Annotated in this window: 1 pseudogene; it reads right to left on the bottom strand. The window is 69.3% G+C overall.

Annotation, left to right across the window (positions count from 1 at the left end):
* Positions 1-214: pseudogene (locus FMEAI12_RS37515) on the bottom strand (G/U mismatch-specific DNA glycosylase); the annotation flags it as partial.
* Positions 215-466: the final 252 nt, after the last annotated feature.

Raw genomic sequence — 466 nt, 5'->3', positions numbered from 1 at the left:
GCCGATTGCTCGGGGTACCGAAGTGGAAGCCGGTCGCCCCGGACTCCAGAGACGGGTTGATGCCGCAGAGCAGCACCACGGTTCGCGGGGCGAGCAGATCGGGAACGATGCTGCCCCGCGCGGCCAGGATTCGCGCGCGCGTCGGCCGCGGTGCGCCCGTCGGCCTTGCCTCGACTGGGTCGGACATGTTCCGCGGCCCCTCGTTTGCCGGTATCGTGCTGTCTGGTACAGCGTGCCAGCGACTGCTGGTCGACTGCTGGTCGACTGCTGGTTGGCTGTTGGGCCGGCCGCTGGTCGGCCGCGGGCTAACAGAGTGTCTGTCCTCCTGGTGCTGATGGCGTAAGAGTCCGGCCGCCCCGTGATGCGGGTAGTGGATTGCTGGCTCTTGGTGTTCGCCAGGCTCCTCACCAGCCGCGATGCTGTCGCGGCGGGCATGTCGGTGTCTGCGCCGGAGGTCGGGCGGCAC

Source organism: Parafrankia sp. Ea1.12, from assembly GCF_900465275.1.
GTDB classification, from domain to species: Bacteria; Actinomycetota; Actinomycetes; order Frankiales; family Frankiaceae; genus Parafrankia; species Parafrankia soli.
The sequence above is the reverse complement of the archived record's forward strand: the minus strand, read 5'-3'. Positions and strand labels throughout refer to the sequence as shown.